At 44.8% G+C, this 19,800-nt stretch carries 14 protein-coding genes; 4 read left to right on the top strand and 10 right to left on the bottom strand.

The genetic code is table 11. The features are described 5' to 3' along the window. The first annotated feature begins 109 nt into the window (after nt 1-109). Nucleotides 110-532 carry a GNAT family N-acetyltransferase gene (locus AC58QG_RS16820; protein ID WP_497363266.1) on the top strand — a complete coding sequence of 141 codons (423 nt, stop codon included), beginning with the start codon at nt 110-112 and terminating at the stop codon, nt 530-532. Nucleotides 533-585: 53 nt separating this feature from the next. Further along, nucleotides 586-1,632 (top strand): Gfo/Idh/MocA family protein, encoded by a 1,047-nt coding sequence (locus AC58QG_RS16815; RefSeq protein WP_497363265.1) that lies wholly within the window; start codon nt 586-588, stop codon nt 1,630-1,632. A 334-nt stretch (nt 1,633-1,966) separates the two neighbouring features. On the opposite strand, the gene AC58QG_RS16810 is transcribed toward AC58QG_RS16815, so the two are convergent. After that, on the bottom strand, nt 1,967-3,841 hold the full coding sequence (locus AC58QG_RS16810) for a DMT family transporter (protein WP_497363264.1): 1,875 nt from the start codon (nt 3,839-3,841) through the stop codon (nt 1,967-1,969). A gap of 159 nt (nt 3,842-4,000) precedes the next feature. Beyond that, nucleotides 4,001-4,864, bottom strand: coding sequence for a helix-turn-helix domain-containing protein (locus AC58QG_RS16805; RefSeq protein WP_497363263.1), 864 nt, complete (start codon nt 4,862-4,864; stop codon nt 4,001-4,003). A 150-nt stretch (nt 4,865-5,014) separates the two neighbouring features. Here AC58QG_RS16805 and AC58QG_RS16800 point away from each other — a divergent pair, with 150 nt between their 5' ends. Beyond that, nucleotides 5,015-6,586 (top strand): HEAT repeat domain-containing protein, encoded by a 1,572-nt coding sequence (locus AC58QG_RS16800; protein ID WP_497363262.1) that lies wholly within the window; start codon nt 5,015-5,017, stop codon nt 6,584-6,586. Nucleotides 6,587-6,705: 119 nt separating this feature from the next. On the opposite strand, the gene AC58QG_RS16795 is transcribed toward AC58QG_RS16800, so the two are convergent. Next, nucleotides 6,706-7,839, bottom strand: a complete 1,134-nt coding sequence (locus AC58QG_RS16795) for a glycoside hydrolase family 88 protein (protein WP_497363261.1) — start codon at nt 7,837-7,839, stop codon at nt 6,706-6,708. Nucleotides 7,840-8,004: 165 nt separating this feature from the next. On the opposite strand from AC58QG_RS16795, the gene AC58QG_RS16790 reads away from it, so the two are divergent. Then, nucleotides 8,005-8,841, top strand: coding sequence for a helix-turn-helix domain-containing protein (locus AC58QG_RS16790; protein ID WP_497363260.1), 837 nt, complete (start codon nt 8,005-8,007; stop codon nt 8,839-8,841). Between the two features lie 70 nt (nt 8,842-8,911). Here AC58QG_RS16790 and AC58QG_RS16785 read toward each other — a convergent pair whose 3' ends face one another. The 7 genes from AC58QG_RS16785 to AC58QG_RS16755 form a co-directional block, all read right to left on the bottom strand. Next, on the bottom strand, nt 8,912-9,382 hold the full coding sequence (locus tag AC58QG_RS16785; RefSeq protein ID WP_497363259.1) for a DinB family protein: 471 nt from the start codon (nt 9,380-9,382) through the stop codon (nt 8,912-8,914). Nucleotides 9,383-9,539: 157 nt separating this feature from the next. After that, nucleotides 9,540-10,928 (bottom strand): sialate O-acetylesterase, encoded by a 1,389-nt coding sequence (locus AC58QG_RS16780; RefSeq protein WP_497363258.1) that lies wholly within the window; start codon nt 10,926-10,928, stop codon nt 9,540-9,542. A gap of 71 nt (nt 10,929-10,999) precedes the next feature. Beyond that, the gene (locus AC58QG_RS16775; RefSeq protein WP_497363257.1) at nt 11,000-12,562 is read right to left on the bottom strand and encodes an extracellular solute-binding protein; all 1,563 of its coding nucleotides are present in this window, start codon (nt 12,560-12,562) and stop codon (nt 11,000-11,002) included. Between the two features lie 57 nt (nt 12,563-12,619). Further along, nucleotides 12,620-13,492 (bottom strand): carbohydrate ABC transporter permease, encoded by an 873-nt coding sequence (locus tag AC58QG_RS16770; protein WP_497363256.1) that lies wholly within the window; start codon nt 13,490-13,492, stop codon nt 12,620-12,622. Nucleotides 13,493-13,503: 11 nt separating this feature from the next. Continuing rightward, a complete protein-coding gene (locus AC58QG_RS16765; RefSeq protein ID WP_497363255.1) occupies nt 13,504-14,454 on the bottom strand; it encodes an ABC transporter permease in 951 nt (316 codons plus the stop codon). Between the two features lie 204 nt (nt 14,455-14,658). Beyond that, a complete protein-coding gene (locus AC58QG_RS16760) occupies nt 14,659-16,182 on the bottom strand; it encodes an extracellular solute-binding protein (RefSeq protein ID WP_497363254.1) in 1,524 nt (507 codons plus the stop codon). Between the two features lie 104 nt (nt 16,183-16,286). Beyond that, nucleotides 16,287-19,679, bottom strand: a complete 3,393-nt coding sequence (locus AC58QG_RS16755; RefSeq protein ID WP_497363253.1) for a cadherin-like beta sandwich domain-containing protein — start codon at nt 19,677-19,679, stop codon at nt 16,287-16,289. Nucleotides 19,680-19,800 lie beyond the last annotated feature (121 nt).

Raw genomic sequence — 19,800 nt, 5'->3', positions numbered from 1 at the left:
TGCCATCATATATCCATGTAAATCCCAACATATGGTACAATTGATATGACAGTTTTATATGGATACATGTTTTTTCTTTTGAAAGCGATTTAGTTTAAGGGTGATTAGCATGATTATTATCGAAAAGGCGACGGTTTACGATTTAGATGCCATATGCATGATTGATGCTATGGTCATTGGTTCTCAAAGTAGGAAAGCCTATATTGCGAAAGCAATTGGTCATGAAACATGTGTGATTTCGATTGTAAATGGAACGATATCAGGCTTTGCGATATTTGATACCTCGTTTTTTGGTCATTGTTTTATTTCTTTAGTGATTGTAAATCCTCTATACAGAAGACAAGGGTTCGCAAGTGCGCTTATGAAATATGTTGAAACCCTATGTACCACTGAGAAAATATTCACATCAACGAATGACTCAAATAAGGTTATGCAGAAGATTTGCGAATCACTTGGCTACGTGAAAAGTGGGTTGATTGAAAATCTTGATGATGGTGACCCTGAAATTGTTTACTTCAAACGGATTGGTTGACTAATGCGAACATTTTCCGCTCGATCGAAAATTTTATTAAGGGGGAATTACATATGGGCACAAACAAAATTAGAGTCGCTTTAATTGGCTGTGGTGGAATGGCTTCAAAAATTCGTCAGCGATATTTACAAATAGAGGGCGCAGAAATCGTGTTACTTGTTGATACGAATGAGGACATTGCTCGAGCAGCTTCAGAAGAGTTAGGAGGCGTCCCTTTCACAACCTGCTTTGAGGATGCGCTGTCCAGCCATATTGATATGCTTGATATCAGCACGCCTAATTTCTTGCATGCACCTCAAGCAGTAGCAGCCTTACGCGCGGACAAGCATGTCCTGATTCAAAAGCCCCTCGCCCCATCTGTGAAGGAAGCAGAAGAAATCGTAAAGGCAGCTCAGTCATCAAGTAAACAAGCCGGCTTATATATGAGTTTTTTTGACAACCCGCTCTACTATGAAGCAAAGAAAATGATTCAAGGAGGCTGGATTGGCCAAGTAGCTTCTGTCAGATGTAGAGGTGCAGGTAACTCTGGCCCAACGATGAAAGCAGACAACTGGCGCAGCTCCGTAGAGAAGACAGGCGGTGGCGCCTTTGTGCAATTAACCTTACACCCCATGAATATGGCTGCTTGGCTTATTGATGATACGATTGAAAGTCTAGCAGCATTTAGTCATAATCGCTTTTCGCCGAATGTGGGAGGTGACGATATGTCTGTAGTTGCTTGTCGGTTCAGTCAAGGCGTGCTAGGAACCTTAGAAGCCTCCTATTGTAGTAACCAGTTTTCATTAGCTGTATTTGGTACAGAAGGATATATCATAATTACGGATAATAACAGTGTTGAAGCCCAACTTAACGCACCTTTCGAAGGTACTTTTATTCAATATGACCGTCCTAATATGATCTTTGAGGAGCATTATCCCATCTTCACGCCTTCGACTGTAGAACTCGAGAACAATCCCTATAACCAACACGCCCTTTTCGTTGAAGCTATTCAAGCTGGGAAGCCTGTACCTGTGCCAGTGAGCATTGGGCTAAGGGATATGAAGATTGTTGAAGCCGTGTACCAATCTGCGAGTCAGCAAACTTTTGTGGACATCAAGTAGCATCTCTAGTTGTGTGCCGCTTGCATACTTGAGCTGTCGTGAATACAGCTGTGAAACATGCAAAAATGCATCCTTTTTTATCAAATTTATCTCTCTTTCTGAAATGCTTGCAAATGTGCAACTATTTCTGCCGAAACTCATCTTCTTAGCACCTTTTCGGTCCAAAAGGTTGCGCTTTCGCACTTATATATCTATGTTTAGCCGTTTTCCTTAAAATTGATTGTATTTTAGCATCTTTGACCACCACAATGTACAAAAACGGAAGGCATTTGCAAAAAAACAAAGGAGCTAAGCGCAAACATGCACTTAGCTCCTTTACCAATTCGAACCAATGTCAATTCACTTTTCCTTCGTCGATGACATGGATAGACAGCAGCTTCCCGTCTACTTTAGATTCCTCATACGTTATTGGCAGCATACCGTCCGGAAACGGCACTTCTAACCGGTGAACGCGGATCTTTTCGTTGCTTTGGTCCGAGAGTTCCTTGCCTTCATAACCGCCTTGAACGCCAGTTTTTGACAACAGTTCCAGAGTCTTCTCCAAACTGGCTCCTTGATATCGGCCTCGCAAGTTGGATGTCCACGTCTCGTCGTCCCAGTCTGGTGCTTTCACATTTACGCCAGCCTTGCGCATCGTGTCTAGAAGTTTGATGACCATGTGACCATCTCCTTCCTGCATCGCACAAGCAAGCGCGAGGTAAGCTCGGTTAATTGTAGTTACATAATTTGTTTTGTTTTTTGCGACCAGCAAGTCGAACAGATTCTCCACACGCTGTTCCGCTGTGAACCAATAAGCACGAAAATCGTTTGGATTTACTTGGCTAGTTGCTGGAATCAAATACCTGCCATCCTCCGAAACGCGGAATACCTTTGAGATTTCAAAACGTGCCGGGTATTGCATGACAAATACATGCTTACCGTCCTCACTTACCATGATTTGTATGGACAATGGCTCACGCGGCTTCGCCCCGCCAGGAAGGATCGCAGAAGAACCATTTAGACTGGAATAGTAGATGCTGCCGTCAGCAGCTGTCTCCTTGACAAGACGATACATGATTCGATCCTTCTCAACGCTCGACTGTGCCGACATATAGGTTGAATTCCCATTGTCGATGCGGACTTCCTTATTCACCTGCCACGAAATGTCGGCTACACCTCGCAGTTCATCAGGTTTCGATTCCGATAAGTCTGGAAGCTTTATTTCGATGTGGTAATCTTTGGTCTGCCACTCATAAGCTGTATACTGATGCTCGGATAAATAAAAGACATCAGAGAAGTTATTATTGTAGGAGATACCTTCGAGACGCTCTTTACTCCCCCAATCCAACGCACTTAAGTGCCTGCCAGCAGCAACGAAGCTACCTCCAGCAACAAGTACCGGCACGAGCAAAACAATCATAACATTTACAATTCTACGAGTAAGGACCTCGCTGAATGGCAGTTCCGTAGCCGGTTCGTGGTCCAGCCTTAGCTTGACGGCAAGTCGACTCATAAGCGAGCCAATCAGCAAGGTTCCAATGCATGCGTAAGCGAGCAACGGTACCACATATCCCCAAGGGGGAGTAAATGATTGTAAGAGGCTGATCATTAGCGTGCATAGCATGGCAAACAGGGCAAGAGGCAGCAATGTGCCGAGATAACGCCGTAACATGCGAGGCGCTTTCGCCAATGCATCAAAAAAAGTGAGATCTTGGAGAACAATCAGATACGGTGTAAGTGAGTAAAACATCATCGCAATGATCAATAAGAGCCCTAACGGAAAAAATGCAGCACCAAGGAATAAAGTCAACGCGCCAATCACAATTTGAAAAATCGACCATGCGATCATATCGCCGAAGTACCTGCGTCCACATGCAAACAGCGGGACTACTTTACGGTTCAGAACCCATCCCTTCAGACCTCCAAGGTACATGCCTCGGACAAAGCTCTGCAATCCCATTACAGCAGCTGATACCAAGAAGGCTGAGAGTCCCCATGCGTTTGTCCCGACCTGAAGATACGTGTAGGGAATTTTCAGATCCTTGAGCGAAGGCATATATAAAGGAATCGTTGCGTTAAACCCGACTGTCCCCATAGAAGCAGCAGTTGTTGTTATCGGTGACGGAGAATAGGGAAAAATAGAAAACCCCCAATAAATGCCAAGACCAACTAGAGCCGAGATCAGTACTTCAAACACCATCACCAATACAATTAAACGTGTGTAGGCCATCGTTACCTCCTCGTATGTGTTCAAAGCCAATGTGCTAATATTCAATCATATAGGAAATTAATGGGAAATCAAGTGCCATTTGACATAGAAAAAAGCTGCACCTTCCATGGCGCAGCCCTCTGACGCATTGTTTTATCCGTCCTAGCATGTCATTAACGATTACCGGTTCTTGTCTCTATATTCTCGTGGAGATTCACCATGTAATTTGTGGAATAGCTTAGAAAAATAATGCAACGATGAAAAACCGTGCTTCTCTGCGATCTCCGTGATCGTTAAACTGGAATGGAGAAGGTCTTCTTTTGCCCGATTAACCCTGTAGTGAATAATGTATTGTGTTGGCGGCATCCCCGTAGCAAGTTTAAATAAATCAAAAAAATAACCACGACTTATGTTTAAGTCGTTATAATAGGTTTCCAAAGGATGCAACTTCCCTTGTACCAGATCCTGATCCAATCGTTCAAGCAATCTAGCGATGTGAAGATTCGGGATATGCTCCTTTTTCAGGGCAAAAGGGAGATAAAACTCAATAAACTGTTGAAAGTTACTCTGGATCCTCAAATTTCGAATATACGTTCGTTCGTTTGTGTGTTGATTGTCTGTGTAAAACTTCTCGAAGAAATCCAACCACTGTCTTAGCTTCTCCACGATCAGATACTCAGGTAAGGCATATGGAAATGTAGGCCCGATTAAGGCAGGTATTAGAGTTGCCTCATCATAACAGATCAAGCTCGGGTTGTCCGCGTGCGCCCGACGATCTACGTATGACCAATCGAAATAACAGCATACATGAACCATAGGATCATAGCTGTCGGCAATCCAGAGGTGAGGCTGCCCTGCTGGGATGTACACAAATGAGCCTACTTTTACTTCATAAGTACGGTCACAAGTTTGTATAACACCTTTTCCTTCGCTGATTAAATAAAGTGAAGTGGCATAACAAATCCTATTTCGACTTGACTGATCTCTGGAGAATGGATATCGAGTTGCATAGTACACATAAGGATGTAAGTTAGCGAAATCCATCCATGAACACCGCCCTATACGTCATATTCTGTAAAATTTATAACAATTGATATGACGATTGTACAAATATTTGACGATTTTGCAAATACAAATCACGCCAAACAATGTAATGTTTATCGTATAAACGATGCTTTACAAGGAGGATTTATCTTGATAGACAACAAATTCTTATTGACTGATGAACAAATGATGCACTTTATTACCAAAGGCTATCTGGTCATTCAAAATGACTTACCGAATCAACTTCATCTCCGCATCATGAATCAGATCAACTATGTTTTGCATCAGGAAGGTAATCCAGGGAATAACATTCTCCCCCGTGTTCCAGACATTCAGCAGCTATTTGATACGCCGATCGTTAAGGGTGCCTTAAGCAGTGTACTTGGTCCTGATTACTACATGCATCCACATCGTCACTGTCATTACAACCGACCGGGCAGTGAGATGCCTGGTGGCGGCCAATGGCATAAAGATGGGTACTGGTCCTCCATGCGCAGCCATCGACCTTGGTGGGCAATGGTTTTCTATTACACACAAGATGTTACTGAAGATCTTGGCCCCACTGCCATCATGCCAGGCAGCCAATACTACGAGAAATTCCTCGGAGACCGAGGCGAGACATTATTACCGACTGGCAAGGCAGGTACAATGGTATTAGTTCATTTTGACTTGTGGCATAAAGCCTCACTGAATATCTCAAACCTAGACCGTTACATGCTTAAATTTCAGTTCCTCCGATTAAGTGCACCTACGTTGCCAAGCTGGAATCATCAACATACTGAGATGGTTGTACCTGAAGGAACACCCGCTACACACGGGACATTATGGCAAGATATATGGCAATGGCTGCGTGGAGAACGTGCGACTAAGCAAGCTCCAGCAGTAGCGACGGAGCAGCGATTGATAGCGTTGACGCAACAGCTTAAATCAGAAGACGCGACAGATCGCGGTATGGCAGCAGATGAAATAGGGCTAATTGGTTTAAGCGCAGCTTCAAGTGCTTCATTACTAGGGCAGCTATTAGACGATCCCACGGAAACAACGGCTTTAAACGCAGCCTATGCACTCGGACAACTTGGCACACCAGGTATCGAAACATTAATCCAGTATATTACGCAGGGATCAAACCTAACAGCGGAACGTGCGGCATATGGATTGCAAGGAGCTGGCACACAGGCGATTCCCGAGCTGCTCCGTGCCTTGAACCATAAAGATGAGCATCGTAGGGCGTTGGCCATTTTCGTACTCGGCATGATCGGTTCATCGGAGGGTGAAGTGGTACCTTCACTCATCTCCCATTTGCAGGATGAAAGTGAATGGGTACGCCGAAATGCGGTAGAAGCACTAGGGTTGATCAAGAATCCTAGTGAACAAGCTATCTCCGCTATTGCACAAGCATTGCAGGATTCTTTACGAGAGGAACTAGATGTAGACACTTGTCATGCGGAGTCAACAAAGCCAAAAGTCAGGTTGCAACCTTACATTACCAATAAAATCGGATATACAGCAGCACTTTCCCTGCTGCGTATCGGCAAATCTGGGAACGTAAGTGAGGCTGTTCGCTCCCTTGACCTAGCACTCTACAGTAAGGACCGCTATGTCAGAGCCTATGCTGTGGAAGCACTCACGCATCTGCGAACGGAGGAAGCCGTTGATATCTTGATCCGATCTATCCGCTCTTCTCGCTGGTGTCCGGATACGAGCAAAGCTAGTACGTTCTAGAACGCTATTATCATCCACACAATTAGGTTCTTCTTACTGCATTTCACCCCTACGCAATAAAACCATCCAGCCTTTTGCAGTGAATACTGCGATCGCTGGATGGTTCTTTTTTACAAGACTTATAACAATGCCTTCAACTTACTAATCGCTTCGATATAATAATAATCACCGTAAATGAGTGCACCATTCTCCACAGCTGTGCGTTTGTTGTTTCCGGAATGGAATGCTGCTGTCGCATTCGTCAGGATACACTCATCAGAAAGATCCCAGATGGCACATTTCTCATCGAGCGCTTTAAGAATCATAATGGCGGATTGGAGATACAGCGACTTTTCCGCATCTGGAACAGCTTTCGCAATTTCAATTAAGCCGCAAGCGGTAATTGCCCCTGCACTGCTATCCAGAAGCGCAGCATCTTCTGGTTGTCTATAGTCGCAGGGTGGCACATAACCCGTAAGCGGTAAGCACGCTAAGACATAATGTGCGATTCGTTTCGCTGCTTGCAGATACTCAGGTTTCTGTGTCCAGTTGTACGTTTGAGCGAAGCCATATATCGCCCAGCTCTGTCCTCGAGACCATGACGAACCGCTCTCATAGCCCTGCCCTCTAGGGGTATCCAGCACTTCGCCTGTTTCCCTATCATAATTAACGATATGATTGACGGAGCCGTCTTCTCGAATGAAGTCCTTTATTGTCTTATCAGCATGCTTGATACCAATATGCTTAAAGCGGTCATCTTTGCTTTGTTCACTAGCCCAGAACAGCAACGGAATATTCATCATGCAATCAATGATAGCCAAGCCTTCCGTGCCATTACCATTCCAAGCACGAATGTAACCACCTGCTAGATTGTATCTGGCGGATAGTACATTTGCAGCCAGCATAGCGCGTTGTCTCGCTTGTTGATCACCCGTAAGCTCATAATTCAGTACACTGGATAGCATCCACATGAAGCCTACGTCATGATGTAATTGATCATAGCTGTATAGGACCTGATCTAGCTTCTTTTCAATACTTTGCGCATATTGCTTGTACGCATCGGTGTTCGTTTCTTTGTATAGCTGCCATAGAATACCTGACCAAAACGAATTCGTCCACCAAGAAAGATCGTCGTGCCAATCGTCATACTCACCGTTATTGGTCGTGTGTGGGAACCCGTCTTGAATGCGGGTTGAGGTCTTAGATATTTTATCTGTGATCCGATCCCATGTGCCTTGAATGTAGGCTTTGTTCTCCTGTAAAATCGCTTTCATCTTGTTTGCCTCCCTGAGCTAATCTGTGAGAATACCCTAAGTATATCGGGAAACCAGCCTTGTACCTATGGTAGACCTTGCGTGATACATTGCATAACTTGCTTTTTCTGTTTGCATTTTATGATATAGTTAATGAGATCAAAGCCTGATGCAAAGAGGGATATTATGAACGAAATGCTTACCTCCATTCGCCTGAAAAATGGCGCTTTTAGCTATACCCGCTCCATAACTCAAAGTCCGCATGACGAACAACACCGCACCTATATGTTAGATTGTTACGAAATTTATTATTTGATCTCCGGCAATGTCGTTTATCAAGTGGAAGAGCAGACGTATTCCCTAAGCCCTGGGGATCTCTTGATTATTAATAACAGGGAAATGCATCGGCCATACTTCAAGACAGATGCTAGCTATGAACGAATCCTTATTTTTTTTACGCCTGAATTTTGCCAGCATTATCAGCTGATGAGTTACCCGATTCTGCAATATTTTGATCGTAAAAAGCCCGGGAGCTTCAACCGCATCCCGAGCAAGCTGGTAGAACAACTAGGCGGTTATTTCACCGAGATGGAAGATCATATTCGTAACCAGCAACCGGCAAGTCAAATCCTCATTGAATTGACTTTTATCCGACTCCTCATCCATCTTAATGATCTGATCGCCACACATCTGCATACGTTTGAGCTTGAAGGCAATTATAACGCCAAAATCGAGCATATCGTCACTTACATTCATAATAACCTGTTTCAACAACTGACACTCCAGCACATCGAGGATGTCTTCTACATCAATCGGTATTACTTCTCTCATCTCTTCAAAAAAGTAACAGGCTATAGCTTCAAACAATACATCATTCACAAACGCATCGCGAAGGCAATCGAATTACTAAAGCTGTCCATCCCTCCGGTAGAAGTATGTAAAATGACGGGTTTTGAGGATTACTCTAATTTTTATAAAGCGTTTAAGAAAATTACAGGTGTTTCGCCAGCGGGGTATACGTAATGCGATTTTAACTAATTCGTGCACGGCAAGGGATATTGAAGGTGAGTACCAAAATTCGTTAACCTTCGTTTTATCCGTTTAATAACAATTTATATTGCTTGATATTGCTTACATGCATGCCCTCATGATATAGCGTGAAATTAAGGAAATCTCCAATCGTTTCAAGGATAAAACCGCTGGAAGTTTTATACAGTGAAGGTGCTTTTTCCGAAATGCGATCCTTTAAAGCCATTTGAATGCGCTCTTGCTGGTTTCGCAACAGATCTACCACTTCCGACATCGTCGGCGGCTTCTCCGTCCAAGTCAGCGGAGTTGTGCCAGCGGCAAATAATTCCATGAACGGTTCGGGATGTTGTGCGTCAAAGCCATGGATCAAAAATGCAAACCTTTCTTGAACCAAATAGATATGCCCTGCGTGCCATAGAATATGGTTTCTAAATTTTTCAGGTATACGAGAGGCCGTACTCTCCGTAACTCCTTCGAGCACCTTAAGTGTGTTATTTCGAGCAAATTCCAACTGTTTAAATACCAAAGTTTCCAATACATCTACTCCTTAACCATGAGAACGTGATTTTAATTACCTAAGTAAAGCCAATACAATGTAGGTTTTATTCGTTCCCCATGGGCAAAACCCTTTATTAAACGACTTGTAATATTGTGAAAATACGTACATGAACTCCCCAGATAGGTACAGTAAATCAAGGAACTTGAACCGGACCAAATAATACTAAGGGTATCCCCAACCCATCTCTTAAATTAAGTGCTGGATAGTACCCGGCTCCATACTTCAGCTTAGCTGTACAGGAAATAGCTTGCTCGAAACGGAGTATTACGGCCAGCCGATCTTCTGAAAGAATAGATTCCGCGGGCAGGATGAGCTGGTCTGCCAACTCGATCTGGAAGCCAAAAGCTCTATCAACTTGCTGGAATGAGCCGTTCATACCTGTAAAATGGACCGTCAATTCCGTCCGATTGGCATTCCATGTGAAGGCACTTGGTCGCGGGCCGGTTGGTCGGCACTCGCCATACGCGAGCCCTAACGCTTGCCAAGCAAATCGTTTGCCGATCTTCTTTAACGAGGTGGCATCCAGATGAATAGGATCGGAAAGCGTAGCATCTGCCGTTGAAACAAGAGCACACGGCCCCAAGATCTTCTCTAGACGTAATTGCTCGTGTTGTATGTAGTCCCACCAGCTTTCGTGCTGCTTATCCCACGAATGAAAGTGTGCCAATTGCGCATAAATAAAAGGCAGCTGAGGCTCCTGCAAATCTACTCTCAGACATTGGACGAACGCCTCCATTCGCTTCGCATACATCGTAGCATGCTCCGAGTTGGCATCGCTTTCTCCTTGATACCATAAGCAGCCTGTCACATTCCCACCGGTTGCCTTAACCCGGCGCACCATCGACCCGTATAAGGAATGTCCTTCCTGCTCCCGAAGCGCCGGGTCCCATTGCGTCATCCTTGTTCCCCCGTGCGCACAAACGATGAGTCCGACGGGGACACCGGTATTTCGCAGCAATTCTTTGCCGAACGAAATGCCTAGACTTGCCCCACGCGACCTAGTCTGCCGATCTTTGATCCGCGCCTCCGGGAGCTTCTCCTCCGGAACGCTCCAATGTACAGGATCCACGGCTTCAAAATACCAGCACATAGGGTCCTCAGCTATGCCCCAACGAGCATCCAGATAGAAACAGCTAACGCCCTCCATAGGCTTCTCCACTTCTAGAAGAGTTCCGCAACCTTGCATATTGGATTGGCCAGCAAGTAACCAGAGATCTCCAACAAATACAGGCACCACCTGTGTCTCAGCAATCACCTCTTCCGTTAAGCCATTACGAATTCGAAATTGCAGGCAATGACTTCCTGTCGGAAGTCCTGTAAGAACACCAACGAACGAACATTGATCTCGGATTTCTCCAGCCATTACCCAGGCACTGTCCATCGCGGATCGTACTTCGACCTTTCCATTAACCGGCAAAGAAAGCCTCAATGAATATGTCACTTGGGCTAGGCCACTCACATCACGCTGATACACCCTTTGCGGGCTTGGTCCCTCCACCTGCATGCCAATAGTTTCCTTCATTTTTCTTCTCTCTCCCTATCAAAGAAAGGAAGCAGCCCGTCTTGCACTGCTTCCCCCATGTCATTATTTTATTATTTTCCTGATTCCATTTTCTTGATATATTCGTTCATCTGCTTCACATAATCGGTACCGCCGTTTTTGTACCAGCCTGCTAACAACGCATCGAACTCACTGGCTGGCAGTTCACCAATCAGAATTTTCATCGTTGTTGTATCCCATACCTTCTGGTAATCCATGTAGTTTGGCTTCTTTGCAGCCTCTGGTTGGAAGCCCAGATCCTTACCAGGGACTACCGTGTCTACCGACTTTTTCAACCATGGCATCACTTGATCCACGATATCCTTAGGGGTCCCTGTTGTAATGAAGAACTCGGTGTCATTGGCTCTACGCATAGAGTTACGGCGAACATAAGCTTTCGGCGACGGCGTAATCGCCTTCTTTTCACCATTCGTCAACGTATAGTCTTGACCTTCATAGCCATCAACAACTACAGGCCACATTTCATCGGAAAGCCACGAATTGAACAAATCAACAACCTTCTGAGGATCTTTCGCATTTTTTGTTACTGCCCAGAAGCCCCATAGACCCGTTGGACTTGTCGACAGATTACCACCCTTCACCTCGCCTTTATCATTCTTCACATGAACAAAAGTCAACTCCGCATTCGGCTGCAGCTTTTTCATCTCGGGAAGATGCCATGAATAGTGTCCTGCGAAGCCGGGATAAACCCCCGTCAATCCGCGCCAGAATCGTTCCCGCTGCTTCGTCCCGTCATTTGTTGCAGAGTCCGGATCGAAGACGCCTTCTTTATAGAGCTTCCCTGAAAATGCGAGGGCCTTCTTGAATGCGTCCCCCTTCTGATCATACATCGCGTTCATATACGCATACTCTCCGCCAGATGCATTTTGCCAGCCCAAGAGATTAAATGGTCCTGTAAGAATCGGATCCAACACCTTGCGTGAGTTATATGCCCCAGCGTAGCCATAGGTATCGTTTTTCCCGTTTTTGTCCGGATCGTTGAACGTGAATTTCTTTAATATATCCTCAAACTGCTCTATGGTAATTTCCCCGTTAGCCGGTGCCTGTAAGCCCACATTCGTGAGCCAATCTTTCCTTACCCAATAACCGTCGTTGCGTACAACAGAGGTCCGCGGAATGCCGTAAATGTTGCCGTCCTGATTCACCTTCAGCTGATCCCAGGAGGCTTGGTACGTATACTTATTCAGATTGGCAGCCGATTTCAAGTAATTGTTGACTGGAACAACAATGCCGTCCCGAACAGCGTTCTGGAACGCTAGATCGGTTGTGTTCTCGAAGAAAACAACGTCTGGGTATTCGCCCGAAGCGAGCATCAGCTGCAGCCTCTCCTTATATCCTGTGACCGGAGGAATATCGAATGTTAGCTTCACGTTGTTCTTCTTTTCCAACGTCTCAATAAACTTAGCATCTGTGACCGATATTTCTGGTTGATCATGCATCGCCATAATTTTCAAAGCGACTGGACCTGCTGCTGCTGATGGTTGCGTGCTAGCTGCTGTTGAACCTGGATCTGCATCTGTTGAATTGGACGCACAAGCCGTCAACAGCATCATACCTGCTAGTGCAACTACCATTCCTTTACTTTTCCTACTCATACCTTATACCCTCCTCATTTAAGTAAAGCTGAACTATAGCGCGGGTTTCCCCGATGACTATCCTTTAACGGAGCCTAACATGATCCCTTTCACAAAATACTTTTGTAGAAAAGGGTACACACATAAAATGGGAATCATCACAATCATTAGCGTAGCGTACTTTAAGGTTTCACTCGTCACCTGTTGAGAGCCCATCTCTGCGGTATTCGATTGCTGTGCCATTATACTAGCCGCTTCGATCACCTCGCGCAGGTAGAGCATAAGCGGCCAATTCGTAACACTGCGAATGTAAATGATCGCATTAAAAAAGTTGTTCCAATAGCCTACGGCAGCGAATAAACATAAGGTCGCAATAATTGGTTTCGATAGAGGAACGATAATCCGAAATAAAATATAAGGATCCGATGCGCCATCCATTCTAGCTGCTTCTTCCAGCTCCTCGGGCAGCGATTCAAAGAAATTTTTCATCAGAATGAGACTAAAGCCTGAGAGCAATGCCGGCAAAATTAATGCTGCAAGGGTATCTAGCAGCCCTAGTGAGCGCATCAAGTAATAATTGGGAATCAATCCCCCATTGAATAGCATCGTGAACACGATGAACACCATGAAGAACTTTCGACCTTTAAGCACACTCTTGGATAATGGGTATGCCGTGATAATATATAAGAAAATGCCTATGCTTACTCCGCAGATTGTAACAATCAGCGTATTCAGGTAGCTTCTCCATAACAATGCGCGCGACATGATCTCTTGGTAAGCAGCCAAGTTGAAGTCATGCGGCCAGATCATCATTGGATTATTCACATAGGCCGAGTAGGAACTCAGGGACACTGAGGCTACATTGATAAACGGATACAGCATTACCACACAGATGAGCGTGAGCAGCGTATAGTTGATAGCATCGAATATTTCTAGTTTCTTAATGCCCATGTACTTCTCACCTACCAAATTTGTTTTCCGAACATTCTTGCAATCCGATTCGCCAGTAGAATGAGAACGAAACCAATCACAGCTTTAAACAGTCCGACAGCTGCAGCGAATGAAAGCCTGCCATCGATTAAACCAATACGGTACGTGTAGGTCTCGAAGACGTCGGCCACCTCATACGTCATGGGATTATACAAAAGGAATACCTGCTCGAATCCATTGTCGAGAATGTTGCCGAGCTGCAGAATGAGCAGGACAACAACAGTCGTAGTAATGCCCGGCAGTGTGATAAAGCGAATTTGCTGTATTCTGGAAGCTCCATCCATTTTGGCTGATTCATACAAGGAGGGATCAATACCGGTCATTGCAGCGAGATAGATAATCGTTCCCCATCCAACTCCCTTCCAAACTTCAGCCGATACGAGAATCGTTCTGAAATATTCAGGTTTTAGCAGAAAAGAAATCGGCTCATAGTTCAAGGATTTAATCAGAAAGTTGACCGGTCCTGTTGATGGAGATAGAAAATTAATGATCATCCCTGCGAGCACGACCCATGAAATAAAGTGAGGCAAATACAGGATCGTCTGCGATAATCGTTTGAACATCAGATTTCTGACTTCATTGAGCATGACTGCCAATAGGATCGGAGCCGGAAATCCGAACAATATCTGATAGAAACTAATGATTAACGAGTTGCCCATCACTTTATAAAAGTCACGTGATTGGAATAAGTAGGTGAAATTTTCGAAGCCTATCCATTTGCTTGCCCATATCCCCCGTACTAAGCTGAAGTCTTTAAAGGCGATTACGATTCCGAGCATAGGAATGTATTTGAACACGAGCAAATAAAGCAGTCCTGGTATCAAGAAGATATACAGCCATTTATGCAACTTGAAGTGCTTCAATGTTGCGCTCTTACGTTCTATTGGCGTTAAGGCGATATGTTTTTCTACAGTTACTTCCAAACTCTTCACTTCCTTTCTTCGTAGATAATGAACGCCTAACGTAATGAAAGCGTTTACAAACTAGGCGAACACCCTCCACATGATGAATGTCCATCCCGGTAGGATATTTACCAAAACGTACATTCATCAATTACGATGTTTGTATTAATGTTCCAACGTATAGGAGTTAGCTCTTACTGCTCAAGCATTTTTTATACAGACATATTACTGTTTAAGCAGCTCTTGCTCGACAAGCTGCTTTCTAGCTGCTTCCATGTATAGATCATAATGGTAGGTCTTCTCCAGCGTGCGAACGAAATCGTCATACTCGGATAACGGACGTTTATCATAAATGAATTTGAACGTCTCCTCCATGATATATCGATTAGCGTCTGTCGCATTAAAACCAGGTGGCAGCTCGATAAAAGCGTCGTACACCTTCAATCTAGGCTGTTCAATGGCGAAGCGGTAATAGGGTTCGGCATCCGGGAATTTCGTTCGTAAATAGGTCATTTCGTCACGGCCAATCAATTGATACAAATGTGAATAAACGACATCATTAATTTGTTCGGTTGGTAGAACGGTCTCCCCATCCAATTTGAAGTGAATCCCGGGGAGTCCATATTGCACAAGCCTGGAGCCCTCCGTAGAGGATAAATAATTCAGCAGCGCAATGACCTTCTGCAATTTCTCGGAATTATTCTGGATCGAAGCAGGCATTACTGCAATACTGCGCGCGCCAACATCATCAAAGCCGTTGTAAGATCCACCAGGCCCAATGGGCGCTTGTATTTGAACCCAGTTAGCTTGCGGCTGCAAAGACCTGATTTGTTTGGCTGCATCGCTATTCACGACGACCGGCCAATTGAAGTTCAGCAATCCTACCTGTCCTTGATAGGCCTTATCCTTATGCTGCAGCTTCGTATTTGCTAGAAAATCGGGATCAACGATACCTTGCTTCACCATGCTATTCACGAACCCAAGCGCTTGTTTGAATTGTGGATCGAAGATTGAATTCACAAGCTTACCGTCCTTCAAATAAAACTTACCTGGATACGTCGTTCCGTAAGCCCCAAATATTTGATCCAGCGCGTTAAATTGCGGATTGCCCGTAAAACCGTACGTATCGTTCTTACCATTTCGATCCGGATCTTGCTCAGTGAAAGCTTTCATCACCTGCAACAACTCGTCTATTGTTACCGGTGCCTGCCTATCAACCTGATCCAGCCAATCCTGACGAAGCCATAAAGTGAACTGTGGAGCAGGCGAAACCTTCGGAATGCCGAATACCCTTCCTTTGACTGTCCCCGTCTTCATTGCTTCTTCTCCCCCGACAAATTGCTTCGTCGCTTGGAGCTTATCCATATAAGGTGATAAATCCAATAAACTGCCTTGCTGCGATAGTTCGATCATATCCCTGCGGTCCACGTAGAACAGATCTACAGAGGTATTGCTTGCTAGCCGGAGATTACGCTGATTTTTATAATCCTCATCTCCTACTACTGCTGTAATTTTCAAATCAATACCCAGCTTTGTATCCAATTCCTTTTTGATCATATCCATGGCCGGATCTGTAGGGAGATTGTTCAGCCCGCTTACCAGCACCTCGATCTTCACCCTTGTACCAGCTTGATTATTTGGAGCAGTTGAATTCGGGCTCGCAGCCTTCTTGTTGCAACCTACTAAACTTAAGCTCAACAATACGCATGTCACCAAAGTGGGAACAGATTGCCATCGTCTAAGGTTCATTAGTCTCTCTCCCTCATTGCAATGAAAGTGATGCTATACTCCTATTGTACAGCCTGCGAGCCCTTATCGCCTTTCAACATTTCGTAAAAAACTTCATTATTTCATTATTCAGCTTTCGAACCTGTCTTATTTTTGTCTTTATCTTTGTCTTTGTCTTTGTCTTTGTTTTTGTCTTTGTCTTTTTTGCCTGAACCAGCGCCTGGTTCCGGCTCGGTAGGATCACTTGCCTTTGGAACGAACATCACCGCATCCGCACGAAGGTATGCCGTATCCATAGCAGTCATCGTAACTGATGCCTCCACATCTTGCGTGAAGTGATAGGTGCCAAGCGATATCCACTGCTGGCCTCCCAGCTTCTGATCGATCATGACCGACGTCGAGCCCCCCGCATGCTGCACAGTGTACATTGCTTGCGTTGTACTGTTATGAAATGAAGGATTCCAAATCCGCACTTCATAGTTCCCCTCAGCTTCAAGAGCCTTTCTCCAATTCACTTGATCGCCTACAGTCCTTGTATTTCTGGTGTCGTTGTCGTCATAGCCGAAAGCGTCTGTTGTGGAAGACCATGTGCCTGTTTCCGAGTAGCTAGGATCTCCGTTGTCTACGATAACTGCATCAAGAGGTGCGTCCAAACCATAATCTTTCGTGTAAAATTTGAAATAATCATAGGTTACTTCTGCAGGCAATTGGTCATCTGCGACAGGAAGCTTATACACCAGAGATGTCAACCAAAGATGCTGACCTCTCCCTTGCGTCCCCGCTCCATGCGGTCCGGGATAGAATTCTTCTCTGAACATTTTACCGTCCACATAAAATTTAATCTTTGTCGGTGTCCACTCCATTCCGTACGTATGATAGCCATCAGAGGAGTCCACTTCGCTGTAGGTGGTATATGGCACATAAGTCAGATGAGCATCTCCGGGCCACCAATAGTGACCTGCTGTCATTAATCCATCCGGGTGTGAAGTATCTATCTCAAAGCCGTCAATTTCATTAACCTGGTAGTCCGTTGTCGGCGAATAGAGCTGATCCCCATCGAGAACCGTTACCCGCTGATTCAAGCCTGCAATCCAAAAGGAACTGTGAAACCCTTCCTTATTCCATTGCTTAAATCTAGTTTCATAATAGCCATATCCCAAAAGAGGCTTGGTGATTATGCCACCTCCAGAATAAGCCTTTCCGCCGCTGCCGGCAGGCTCCTTTTTCAACGCAATTCTAAGAAAGCCATCCGATACAGACACATTTTCTTTTTTATTATCGGTGTACGCATTACTTCCTATGCGATAGTACCACTGATCGTTATTCAGAGCGGTACCATTAAAATCATCCTCAAAAGCAAGTGTATAGCCAGAACCCGGTACTGAAGGTACCAATTCGATATGCAATCGATAAACGATCTTTCGGCTTCCATCCTGGGAAGTAACCTCGATTGATACCGTTCTGACTTCACCAAATAAAGACTCCTTGGAGACTAGTAGGTTGTTTTGACTTTGGCCATCTATTTTTAACGTCTGTCCTTCCGCTCCCTTCACCGATGTTAATGTAACGTCTCGATCTGTTACGATCGTGTAATCGGTTGAATAAGGATCAAATGAAATGAGACCGTTCGATAATGTGATGCCTGATAACCGTTCATAATTTTCCCCCGGTACGTTTGTTGGAAGCGTAGACCCATAAATTTCGAAGGAATATAACCCTGTAAACACTAAATCTTTTGCTTTGTCCGCATAAAACCGCACATACCTTGCCGTCACCTCTGGAAAGCTGACGTTTTCAATCGAGGAAGGCTTGGCTTGGCTAATATAGGCGTCCAGCCATTGTAAGCCGTCGTCCGAGTATTGAATTTTGAAGTTTTGCATGTCTACGTAGTTGTAAAAAGCAGCCACTGCCTGATTAAACGAGGTTCTGCGGAGTAAATCTACCTCCAACCAGATATAAGGTGTGCCGTCTGCCAACACATTTCGCCAAACTGAAGCTCCATCGCCATCCACCGCATACTTGCCCGGGGTCAAATAGTATTCTTGAGAAGCCCTCACAGGCTTACCGCGTGTATGATTTCCTTTGCCCACCGTAATGTCATATTGCTTCTTAAAGGAACGGTCCTCCGCTTGCACCTCAACTTGAATGGTTTGAACGCCATGTTCTAACAGAATTGGCAATGAGTCTGTACCACTGCTAATTTGGGTACCATTCACGAAAAGAACTGCGTTCAAATCACTTGTTTCACCCGTTATAATGAGTTCGTTCTCCCCATTCGGGACCTCGTAGGAATATGTGATTACGTCTGACTCAAATCCCGGAGATTGGTTCTGCCCAGGCTTAACGTTGTAGCCTCTTGTTAGCTCATGACCGTTGATCTGCAGTTTTTTCAATGTTGCGTCGGCATTCTGACGATAAATTTTCAGCTTATAGTGCTGGGTATAAGCTGGATCTTGAGCTATCACCACAATGTCAATCTCGTTATTTCCAACTGTTAAATCTACAGAAATCGGTTGTTCTGAGCTGATTACTGTTCCGTTCACCTTCACAGATGCTGCGGTATCAGCTGATGTAGGCAAGATAGAAATGGATGCGTTCGCATTGTGAACCGTATACGTATAAGAAGTCACGCTAGGGTCGAACTCCTGCAAAGGAACCCCATTCAACCGCAAAGCACTTAATGCCACATTCGTGTTGTTACCAGCTGAACGTTTTACAACAACCGTGTATCGCTGGGTGTAGTTGCTATTTGCCGCTTGTACATCGATAGGAATCTCATTATCTCCGATTATTAATGGTATGGTCTCACTTGAATCCCCGTTGTTCACCACCGAACCATTCACTTTAATTTCTGCTGAAGGATCAGTCGCAGTTGGAGTAATCGTAATCTCATGGACGTCATTGCTGACTAGATATGTGTATGAAGTTACTGTAGGCTGAAATATGGATGTGTCACCAACCTGCAAATCACTAAGCGTATGAATCCGCGATGGCAGCTTCTCAAACTTTACCGAATCCGAATTGAAATAGCCTGTCGGGCCTCCCGGATCTCTGGAAAGCTTCACATATTCTTCCCCTGCACCTTTAAAATCAAAAATCCCAATCTCTACCCAACCGCCAGCCGGAGCTGCATTGTCATAAGCCGACTTCGTCGACTCACCATTCCGATACACCTCTGTCATTAGTCGAGCCGATGCCGCCGTTCTTTGGACGATCCATACGGACACTCGGTATGTACCCATCGTAAAGTTTTGCTCACTTAAAGACGGTGTGTAGGTTGCATAGGCAGTATTTGTATTCGCATTCTGAGCACCCTTTGCATAAGCTAGTGTGCTTTTGGAGCCGCCCCCCAGCATCCCTGAGCTGAAATAGCCCTTGGTCGTTGTGGGCAATCCACCTGTGATATTAGGCGCTCCTTCATTATCGTTATCGATAATGATCGTTTGCTGCACAGATTCTGTTGCGTAGGCTGTGTCAGCTCCATAAGCAACAAAAATGCCACTTAGCCCTGAAGACATTAGTAGTACGAGGGCAAGAAAGCAGAAAACCATACGTCTGAATGACTGGTACATCATATTCCCCCTATTTCCAAATGAAATACACTAACATCCTCATTATCACTTCATTTGCTCGCTCATC

This window comes from Paenibacillus sp. J22P169, assembly GCF_059691995.1.
Note: the sequence above shows the minus strand (reverse complement) of the source record. Positions and strands in the feature narration are given on the sequence as shown.

What these genes read in the sequence shown, in the direction of transcription:
- AC58QG_RS16755 (WP_497363253.1), bottom strand. Translation starts at nt 19,679, where the DNA reads ATGTCTTCAGGGCTAAGTGGCATTTTTGTTGCTTATGGAGCTGACACA.
- AC58QG_RS16780 (WP_497363258.1), bottom strand. Translation starts at nt 10,928, where the DNA reads ATGAAGGAAACTATTGGCATGCAGGTGGAGGGACCAAGCCCGCAAAGG.
- AC58QG_RS16810 (WP_497363264.1), bottom strand. Translation starts at nt 3,841, where the DNA reads ATGGCCTACACACGTTTAATTGTATTGGTGATGGTGTTTGAAGTACTG.
- AC58QG_RS16775 (WP_497363257.1), bottom strand. Translation starts at nt 12,562, where the DNA reads ATGAGTAGGAAAAGTAAAGGAATGGTAGTTGCACTAGCAGGTATGATG.
- AC58QG_RS16795 (WP_497363261.1), bottom strand. Translation starts at nt 7,839, where the DNA reads ATGAAAGCGATTTTACAGGAGAACAAAGCCTACATTCAAGGCACATGG.
- AC58QG_RS16805 (WP_497363263.1), bottom strand. Translation starts at nt 4,864, where the DNA reads ATGGATTTCGCTAACTTACATCCTTATGTGTACTATGCAACTCGATAT.
- AC58QG_RS16790 (WP_497363260.1), top strand. Translation starts at nt 8,005, where the DNA reads ATGAACGAAATGCTTACCTCCATTCGCCTGAAAAATGGCGCTTTTAGC.
- AC58QG_RS16760 (WP_497363254.1), bottom strand. Translation starts at nt 16,182, where the DNA reads ATGAACCTTAGACGATGGCAATCTGTTCCCACTTTGGTGACATGCGTA.
- AC58QG_RS16815 (WP_497363265.1), top strand. Translation starts at nt 586, where the DNA reads ATGGGCACAAACAAAATTAGAGTCGCTTTAATTGGCTGTGGTGGAATG.
- AC58QG_RS16770 (WP_497363256.1), bottom strand. Translation starts at nt 13,492, where the DNA reads ATGGGCATTAAGAAACTAGAAATATTCGATGCTATCAACTATACGCTG.
- AC58QG_RS16820 (WP_497363266.1), top strand. Translation starts at nt 110, where the DNA reads ATGATTATTATCGAAAAGGCGACGGTTTACGATTTAGATGCCATATGC.